The organism is Cupriavidus sp. 10L43_2 (assembly GCF_056395265.1).
The window spans coordinates 164,403-170,498 of the sequence record NZ_JBFTJE010000013.1 but is presented as its reverse complement, the minus strand read 5'-3'; the positions used below and the strand labels follow the sequence as shown (position 1 = coordinate 170,498).

The following is a 6,096-nucleotide window of genomic DNA, read 5'->3' as shown; positions in this document are numbered from 1 at the left end:
CGGCAGCGGGGGCAGCGGCGGTGGCCGCTGCCGGGGCCGAAGCCTCGGCGGCGGGCTTGTCCTGCGCCACGGCATGGGTGGACAGGCCGAGGCCGGCCGTGCCGAGCGCCAGCGACATCGCGCCGGCCGTCAGGATTCGCTTGAACCAGGTTGTCATGAGCTTAACCTCTTGTCTCGTGTCTTTTATCTCGTGTCAGAGCGCGTCGCCGCCGGTCTCGCCGGTGCGGATGCGAATGACTTGTTCGATCGGCGCGATAAAGATCTTGCCGTCGCCAATCTTGCCGGTGCGGGCCGACTTCTCGATGGCCTCGATGGCGCGTTCCACCACGTCGTCCGGCACCGCCACCTCGATCTTCACCTTGGGCAGGAAGTCCACGATGTACTCGGCGCCCCGGTACAGCTCGGTATGGCCCTTCTGGCGGCCAAACCCCTTGACTTCGGTCACGGTGATACCGGACACGCCGACGTCCGAGAGCGCCTCGCGCACCTCGTCCAGCTTGAACGGCTTGATGACTGCAATGATGAGTTTCATCCCATTTCTCCTCGGGGCGACCCGGTCTGGCAGGCCGCCCGCCTCGATGCACTAATTAGAAAGTCTTGGTGAGCGACGCCCAGAACGTCGACTTGCCCAGGTAGCGTCCGCGCGTGTTGGTGTACACGGCCTTGTCGGCGTTGGTGTCCACGTACGCAATCGCCACCGCGAAACCCTTGCCCAGGTCCTTGGTCAGACCGACCTTCCAGTCGGTGTACGACGCATCGCTGAAGTTCTTCACGCCCTGGTAGCCCACGTGGGCGTTGAAGGTCAGGTCCCAGAAATTCAGCGGCACGTTGGCCGTCAGGTCGATGTAGTAGCTGTTCTTCGAGTCGTTGAACCCGAACAGGTTGGTCAGCGAGTGCGAATACTTCAGGAAGACCGGGCCCCAGCCAATGCCGGCGTACAGCTCGGTGGTGTAGGGGCGCGGGGTGTTGTAGCCGCCCGGGTAGTAGTACTCGAGCACGCCCACGTCATAGTTGAAATCGGCGCCGCCGGCGCTGAAGGTGTTCTTGAAGCCGCCGTAGAAGTCCATTTCCACGGGCGCCGAGACCGTCGAGTCGGCGTCTTCGAGCCAGCTGATGCTCGAGTTCCAGTTGCCGACATAGAAGCCGCTCGAATGCGCGTAATCGAACCCACCCTGAATGGCCGGACGGCGGTTGGTCTGGCTGATACCGCGATAGCGGTAGTCGCTGACCAGCGAGACGTTCGCCGTGAAGGTATGCGGCGATGCTTCCTCGGCGGGGGCTGCAGCCGGGGCGGCGGCCGGGGCCGGCTCGGCCGGGGCGGTCTGCGCCATGACCGGGGCGGCTGCCAGCAGAAGTGCGGCGGCGCTGGCGCTGACTGCGAGGCTGAACGTCTTCATCGGGGTTTCTCCTTTTCCTTGTGGTCTTCGCGGGCTCGATTTGAGGTGTTTGCTACCTTTGTTTGTGCCCGGGCGGCTTTTTCCGCTGCCTCGGGCATTGACGCTCCTGAGCCGATTACTGCAACAGCCGTGCCAGCCCGATTCCCCGCCTGCGGTGCATCGTCCTGGGGGGCTTCCGGATCGTTCGCGGGCGCCCGACACACCACTTTGTCGACGATCGAAGCAGACATTTCGCCCCCGCCAAATCCGTTAAAAGATGTGTCCGGGCCTTGCCGGCGCTTTCATGGCGGGCGCCGAGGGGTCATAATCCGCCCATACAGGGTCAAGTGCTGCGCGCTTGGCGCGATCCCCCAGGCGCGAAGGCGGCCGGCGGACGCATGACGGACACAAGATGGGTGCCAGGACGCACCGCGCCCCAGTCGGGTGCACCGGCATGCGTCGATCCCGGCGCTCGCCGGGTCCGTCAGCACCATTCCGGTGCGGGAGTGCGGATAGCAGCGCAGCGGACCCCGAATCCATTGCATTGGTCACCACGAGGAGTTCCACCATGAAACCGACCGATCTGTTCAACGACCTGCAGCAGAAGGTCAGTGAGGCGCTGCGCAACTCGCCGGCCAAGGACATCGAGAAAAACGTGCGCAGCATGATGACGCAGGGCTTTGCGCGCCTGGACCTGGTCACGCGCGAGGAATTCGACGTGCAGTCGCAGGTGCTGGCCCGCACGCGCGCCCGGCTCGAGGAGCTGGAAGCCCGCGTGACCGAGCTTGAGCGCCGCGCCACGCCGGGGGCAGCGCCCCAGGGCGGCGCGCCGACGGCAGGGGTATGACGCCCCGGCGCCGATCCAGCGCCACCCCAGAAGGCCAGAAAGGCCGCCGGACTCCGGCGGCCTTTTTCGTTAACACTTTCGCAAATCGGGAGCGGCCCGCACCATGAGTCTCGCCGTGCTGCGCAGCCGGGCGCTGACGGGGGTGGAGGCGCCGCCGGTGGCCGTGGAGATCCACATCGCCAACGGGCTGCCCGCGTTCAATATCGTCGGACTAGCCGACACCGAGGTGCGCGAGAGCCGCGAGCGCGTGCGTGCCGCCTTGCTCAACAGCGCCTACGAGTTTCCAGCCCGGCGCATCACCGTCAACCTCGCCCCGGCCGACCTGCCCAAGGAGTCCGGTCGCTTCGATCTGGCCATCGCGCTGGGCATCCTCGTGGCGAGCGGCCAGCTGCCGGGGGACGGGCTCGATGCCTGCGAATTTGCGGGCGAGCTGTCGCTGGCCGGCGACCTGCGCCCGGTGCGCGGCGCGCTGGTCATGGCGATGGGGCTCTCCCGCGACAACGCCCGCCGCACCGCCAAGGGCCAGCCGGCGCGCGCCTTTATCGTCGCCGACGGCAACGGCCCCGAAGCCGCGCTGGTCGATGGCCTGACCGTCCACGCGGGCGCCACCCTGCGCGATGTCTGCGACCACCTCGGCCCCCTGCCCGACCGGCGCCTGCCGCGCGCCGAGCCGCCGGGGCTGGCCGCATGGCCCGATGGCGTCAATATCGGTCCGGACATGCGCGACGTGCGCGGCCAGCTACAGGCGCGGCGGGCGATGGAGATCGCGGCGGCGGGCCAGCATTCCGCCCTGCTGGTGGGGCCGCCCGGCACCGGCAAGTCGATGCTCGCGCAACGATTCGCCGGATTGCTACCGCCGATGACGGCTGCCGAGGCGCTCGAAGCCGCCGCCGTGCTGAGCCTGACGCCGGGCGGCTTCCAGCCGGCGCAATGGGGCCGGCGCCCGTTCCGCAGCCCGCACCACACGGCCAGCGCGCCGGCACTGGTCGGCGGCGGCGGCAATCCGCGTCCCGGGGAGATCTCGCTGGCCCATCACGGCGTGCTGTTTCTCGACGAATTGCCAGAGTTCGAGCGCCGCGTGCTCGAAGTCCTGCGCGAGCCGCTGGAGACCGGCCACATCACCATTTCGCGCGCGGCGGGCCAGTCGGACTTCCCCGCGCGCTTCCAGTTCGTGGCGGCGATGAACCCGTGCCCGTGCGGCTACCTCGGCCACCCGTCGCGGCCCTGCCGTTGCACGCCGGACCAGATCCAGCGTTACCAGTCGAAGGTGTCCGGGCCCCTGCTGGACCGCGTGGACCTGCAGATCGAGGTGCCGGCGCAAAGCCAGCAGGAGATTTTCGATGGCCCGCCCGGCGAGGGCAGCGCGGCGGTTCGCGCACGGGCCGTGGCAGCGCGGGCGCGGCAGCTGGGGCGGCAAGGCATGCCGAATGGGGAGTTGTCCGGGCGCGCCATCGACGATCACTGCCCGCTGGCGGCCGACGCGCAGGCGTTGCTGCGCGGGGCGATGCAGAAGCTGGGCTGGTCGGCGCGGGCGTATTTCCGGGTGCTGAAGGTGGCCCGGACGATCGCGGACCTGGAAGACGCGGCGGTACTGACCGCCGCGCATGTGGCGGAAGCCATCCAGTACCGGCGCGCGTTGCGTGCGGGTTAGACCGGGGGTTCCACCGGCGGGGGCGGCGGCTCCTCGATTGGGGGCAGGTCAGGCGGATGGCCGGGCGGCGGGGGCTCGGGAGGTGGCTCCCGGTGCGCGGCAATCAGGGCGCTCAGGGCGCTCTGGGCGCTCTGGGCGATCAGGGCAGAACGCAGTACAGCAGGCATCGGGGATCTCCGGCAACGGTCTCTCCCCATTGAAGCAAACCCGGCCGGCAGGCGCCAGCCGGATCGTGACCATCTTGCAGTGACTTCAGGCCGGATGCCGGCGCACGAAGAACAGCGCCGTGCCCACGGCCACCAGCACGCCGCCGAAGAAGCGGTTCTGCCAGCGCACCGCGCGGGCGTTGCGGAACAGGCCCTGCATGCGCGAGGCCAACAGCGCGTAGCCGTGCATGACGACCAGATCCACGCCGCACATCGTCGCGGCCAGGATGGCGAGCTGCGGGCCGAGCGGATGGGTCGGGTCGATGAACTGCGGCAGCACGGCCACCATGAAGATGATCCCCTTTGGGTTCGTCACGTTGGTCAGCAGACCCGTGGCGAACCGGCGGCGGCGGCTCATCACGGCGACGCGCGCGCGGCCCGGGGCGCCCTCGCCATCAACATTGCCTTCCCCCTGCGACTCGACCTTGGCCCGCCATTGCTGGATGCCGAGGTAGATCAGGTAGGCCGCGCCGATGGTCTTGACCACCACGAACGCCTCTTCGGAGGCCAGCAGCAGCGCGCCCAGCCCGCCGCCCGCGATCAGCAGGATGATCACCAGGCCCGTTTGCAGGCCCATGATCGTCGTCGTTGTCTTCTTCAGCCCGTACGAGAGCCCGTGGCTCATCGACAGCACGGCGCCCGACCCCGGCGAAATCGCGATCACCCAGCACGCGGCGAAATACGCCAGCCACACTTCCCAACGCATCTTGTTCTCCTTGGAACGTCAGTCAACTCACAGAAATCGGTCAGAACGGATGGAATCCGGTCAGGAACTGCTCCACCTGCTCGGCCTGCCGCGCGTCACGGGCGGCGTCGCCCGACTCGAGCACGACGGCCTGATACGCGCGCGTGCCGGACGCCACCAGCCGCGCGGTAAGCCGGCGCGGCGATTTGTCCTGCGGCGAGACGCCGGTTACGGTCAGCTCCACGCCCTCCAGCGCCACGGGCGGCTTGGCGGCCGACGTCACCGTGATCGCGCGCGTGCGCGCCGGGGCCTCGGGATGGGCGCCGAGGTTGGCCACGAGGCCGGCCTGCATCGACGCCAGCGCCTCGCGGCGCAGCGCGGCGTCATCGGCGGGCAGCGTGACCACGCCCACGGCGAACAGCGTGTCGTCGATGCGGGACGCTTCCATCGTCATCGGCAGCTTGCGCCCGGCAATCGCCACGTCACGCGCGGCGCTGGTCGGCTTGCCGGGATAGAGCGCGGCGTACCGGCCATCGTCGGACAGGATGGTGCGCCAGTCATAGCGCGGCGAGCAGCCGGCCAGCGCCGCCAGCAGCACGAGGACAAGGGACGGCAGGATGGCGTGGGGAAGCGAACGGAGCGGTCGGCGGGGTTGGCGGAGCATGGAGAACATTCTTATCAGGCGACGGGGCTGACGGGTGCGTCTTTGACCACTCGCACGCCCGCTGGCGCAAGCCGGTATTATCCGGGAAGCCGCGCGCGACCGCTCGTCGCCGCATCGATTTTCTGCGAGTTTCGCCCCGAGTTTGGCCCCGTCTTCTATGCGTCCACGCCTGTCCACCCTTCGTGCCCTGCCCTGGCTCGCGGCCCTGCTGTTGGCCAGCGGCGCCGCCAACGCGGCGGGCCACCTGCCTGCCGTGACCGACGTGGCCGCCCAGACCGCCGCCGCCGCCAAGGCCGGCGAGCCGCTGGTGGTGCTGGTCAGCCTGCCCGGCTGCAGCTACTGCGAGACGGTGCGCCGCAACTACCTCGCGCCGCAGGCCGCCGCCGGCGAGATCGCCGCGCGGGAAGTGGACATGACCGCCGACACGCCGATGCGCGACATCGACGGCACCATGACCACCGCCAAGAAGTGGGCGCGTGCTCACAATGTGTCCGTGGCACCGACCGTGCTGTTCCTCGACGCCAACGGCCAGCCCGTGGCCAACGCGCTGCTGGGCTTGCAGGGCGATTTCTACGGCGCCTACCTGGAGCAGGCGCTGGACACCGCGCGCGCCAAGATCGCCCGGAAGTAGAATAGCGACGTTCTTCGACGATTTTCCGCCGATCCA

Annotated in this window: 8 protein-coding genes; 3 read left to right on the top strand and 5 right to left on the bottom strand. The window is 68.9% G+C overall.

Annotation, left to right across the window (positions count from 1 at the left end):
* Window positions 1-193: 193 nt before the first annotated feature.
* Window positions 194-532 carry a P-II family nitrogen regulator gene (locus tag AC1DEL_RS18885; protein ID WP_092291590.1) on the bottom strand — a complete coding sequence of 113 codons (339 nt, stop codon included), beginning with the start codon at window positions 530-532 and terminating at the stop codon, window positions 194-196.
* Between the two features lie 55 nt (window positions 533-587).
* Window positions 588-1,397, bottom strand: coding sequence for a TorF family putative porin (locus AC1DEL_RS18880; RefSeq protein WP_092291588.1), 810 nt, complete (start codon window positions 1,395-1,397; stop codon window positions 588-590).
* A 547-nt stretch (window positions 1,398-1,944) separates the two neighbouring features.
* Between AC1DEL_RS18880 and AC1DEL_RS18875 the strand changes: the two genes are divergently transcribed.
* Both AC1DEL_RS18875 and AC1DEL_RS18870 read left to right on the top strand, forming a co-directional pair.
* Complete coding sequence (locus tag AC1DEL_RS18875) at window positions 1,945-2,223, top strand: accessory factor UbiK family protein (RefSeq protein WP_092291586.1); 279 nt, start codon at window positions 1,945-1,947, stop codon at window positions 2,221-2,223.
* Between the two features lie 103 nt (window positions 2,224-2,326).
* The gene (locus tag AC1DEL_RS18870; RefSeq protein WP_477125877.1) at window positions 2,327-3,874 is read left to right on the top strand and encodes a YifB family Mg chelatase-like AAA ATPase; all 1,548 of its coding nucleotides are present in this window, start codon (window positions 2,327-2,329) and stop codon (window positions 3,872-3,874) included.
* Here the strand turns inward: AC1DEL_RS18870 and AC1DEL_RS18865 are convergent.
* From AC1DEL_RS18865 to AC1DEL_RS18855, 3 genes are all read right to left on the bottom strand, one after another.
* On the bottom strand, window positions 3,871-4,041 hold the full coding sequence (locus AC1DEL_RS18865; protein ID WP_477125876.1) for a hypothetical protein: 171 nt from the start codon (window positions 4,039-4,041) through the stop codon (window positions 3,871-3,873). The two genes, AC1DEL_RS18870 and AC1DEL_RS18865, sit on opposite strands and share 4 nt — an antisense overlap.
* An 85-nt stretch (window positions 4,042-4,126) precedes the next feature.
* Window positions 4,127-4,786 carry a LysE family transporter gene (locus AC1DEL_RS18860; protein ID WP_441644587.1) on the bottom strand — a complete coding sequence of 220 codons (660 nt, stop codon included), beginning with the start codon at window positions 4,784-4,786 and terminating at the stop codon, window positions 4,127-4,129.
* 40 nt (window positions 4,787-4,826) lie between these two features.
* Window positions 4,827-5,429 carry a hypothetical protein gene (locus AC1DEL_RS18855; protein WP_441591376.1) on the bottom strand — a complete coding sequence of 201 codons (603 nt, stop codon included), beginning with the start codon at window positions 5,427-5,429 and terminating at the stop codon, window positions 4,827-4,829.
* 157 nt (window positions 5,430-5,586) lie between these two features.
* Here AC1DEL_RS18855 and AC1DEL_RS18850 point away from each other — a divergent pair, with 157 nt between their 5' ends.
* The gene (locus AC1DEL_RS18850) at window positions 5,587-6,060 is read left to right on the top strand and encodes a thioredoxin fold domain-containing protein (RefSeq protein ID WP_477105991.1); all 474 of its coding nucleotides are present in this window, start codon (window positions 5,587-5,589) and stop codon (window positions 6,058-6,060) included.
* The last annotated feature ends 36 nt before the right edge of the window (window positions 6,061-6,096 follow it).

Excerpts from the sequence above, each read along its gene's own strand:
- AC1DEL_RS18885 (WP_092291590.1), bottom strand. The coding sequence starts at position 532 with ATGAAACTCATCATTGCAGTCATCAAGCCGTTCAAGCTGGACGAGGTG.
- AC1DEL_RS18880 (WP_092291588.1), bottom strand. The coding sequence starts at position 1,397 with ATGAAGACGTTCAGCCTCGCAGTCAGCGCCAGCGCCGCCGCACTTCTG.
- AC1DEL_RS18875 (WP_092291586.1), top strand. The coding sequence starts at position 1,945 with ATGAAACCGACCGATCTGTTCAACGACCTGCAGCAGAAGGTCAGTGAG.
- AC1DEL_RS18870 (WP_477125877.1), top strand. The coding sequence starts at position 2,327 with ATGAGTCTCGCCGTGCTGCGCAGCCGGGCGCTGACGGGGGTGGAGGCG.
- AC1DEL_RS18865 (WP_477125876.1), bottom strand. The coding sequence starts at position 4,041 with ATGCCTGCTGTACTGCGTTCTGCCCTGATCGCCCAGAGCGCCCAGAGC.
- AC1DEL_RS18860 (WP_441644587.1), bottom strand. The coding sequence starts at position 4,786 with ATGCGTTGGGAAGTGTGGCTGGCGTATTTCGCCGCGTGCTGGGTGATC.
- AC1DEL_RS18855 (WP_441591376.1), bottom strand. The coding sequence starts at position 5,429 with ATGCTCCGCCAACCCCGCCGACCGCTCCGTTCGCTTCCCCACGCCATC.
- AC1DEL_RS18850 (WP_477105991.1), top strand. The coding sequence starts at position 5,587 with ATGCGTCCACGCCTGTCCACCCTTCGTGCCCTGCCCTGGCTCGCGGCC.